The organism is Pseudomonas sp. DCB_AW (genome assembly GCF_026240895.1).
GTDB lineage: Bacteria > Pseudomonadota > Gammaproteobacteria > Pseudomonadales > Pseudomonadaceae > Aquipseudomonas > Aquipseudomonas kermanshahensis.
Genome location: NZ_JAPFCE010000161.1, coordinates 1 through 556 on the forward strand (window position 1 = coordinate 1; position 556 = coordinate 556).

General features: G+C 63.3%; 1 protein-coding gene. It reads left to right on the forward strand.

All coding sequences use genetic code 11. The annotated features are described in order from the left end of the window. Nucleotides 1–556: AMP-binding protein (locus OO306_RS28050; RefSeq protein WP_265970386.1), on the forward strand; the 556-nt coding region annotated here is incomplete at both ends.

The following is a 556-nucleotide window of genomic DNA, read 5'->3' on the forward strand; positions in this document are numbered from 1 at the left end:
GCGATCTGCGTCGAACGTGGGCTGTCGATGGTGGTTGGCTTGCTGGCCATTCTTAAGGCAGGCGGCGCGTATGTGCCGGTTGACCCCGATTACCCAGCGGAGCGCGTGCGACATATGCTGAGTGACAGCGCGCCGGTGGCGGTGCTGGTGCATGGCGCTACGCGGCACGTACCTGATTCGGCCCAGGTTATCGACCTCGATCAGCCGACCTGGAACGCCCAGCCGTCCAGCAACCCAGTTGTCACCAACTTGACCCCGCGTCACCTTGCTTACGTGATCTACACCTCAGGTTCCACCGGCTTGCCGAAGGGTGTGATGAACGAGCATGCCGGCGTGGTTAACCGCCTGCTGTGGATGCAGGAGGCCTACAACCTCGGCGCTGACGACGTGGTCTTGCAGAAGACCCCGTTCAGCTTCGACGTGTCGGTGTGGGAATTCCTCTGGCCCCTGCAAACCGGCGCGCGCCTGGTCATGGCGCGTCCCGGCGGCCATCGCGATCCGGAGTACCTGCGTCAGGTGATCCGCAGCGAAAACGTCACCACCTTGCACTTCGTGC